This is a genomic window from Microbacterium sp. P5_E9 (genome assembly GCF_054049175.1).
On the sequence record NZ_JBFUMV010000171.1, the window covers coordinates 1 to 512 of the forward strand.

The window sequence follows — 512 nt, forward strand, 5'->3', positions numbered from 1 at the left end:
CTCCAGCACAATGCGCTGATGTGCAGCCACTACCAGGCGGAGAAGCGCCGCAAGCAAATTGAGAAACACTTCGGCATCCACTTGCCGCCGAGCTGGGAGCCGCCGCCGGGTGGCCTGCACATCTGCCCGACGCAGATGGCGCCCATCATCCGCCGGCCACCCGAGCGTGAGTCGGGCGACGAGGCGGTGCCGGACTTCGAGGTGGTCGAGGGCCACTTCGGGCTGCTGCCCGGCTTCGCCAAGGAAGTGAAGTACGGCCTGCAGACGTACAACGCGCGCACCGAGACCGTGCGCGAGCTGGCGACTTTCAAGAACGCCTGGGCCAAGCCGCGGCACTGCATCGTGCCGTGCGAGGCGATCTACGAGYCGGACTGGCGCAGCGGCAAGTTCATCCCCACGCGCATCACCGCCGCCAAYGAYGAGACGCTGGGCGTGGCCGGCCTGTGGTCGCCMTGGAAGAACYCGCAGACCMGCGAGTGGGMGTTGAGCTTCACGATGCTCACGRTCAATGC

The 512-nt window shown here is 66.9% G+C and carries 1 protein-coding gene; it reads left to right on the top strand.

Features of this window, described 5'->3' with window-relative positions; genetic code table 11:
* Positions 1–512: SOS response-associated peptidase (locus ACXJ3V_RS20830; RefSeq protein WP_457102258.1), on the top strand; the 512-nt coding region annotated here is incomplete at both ends.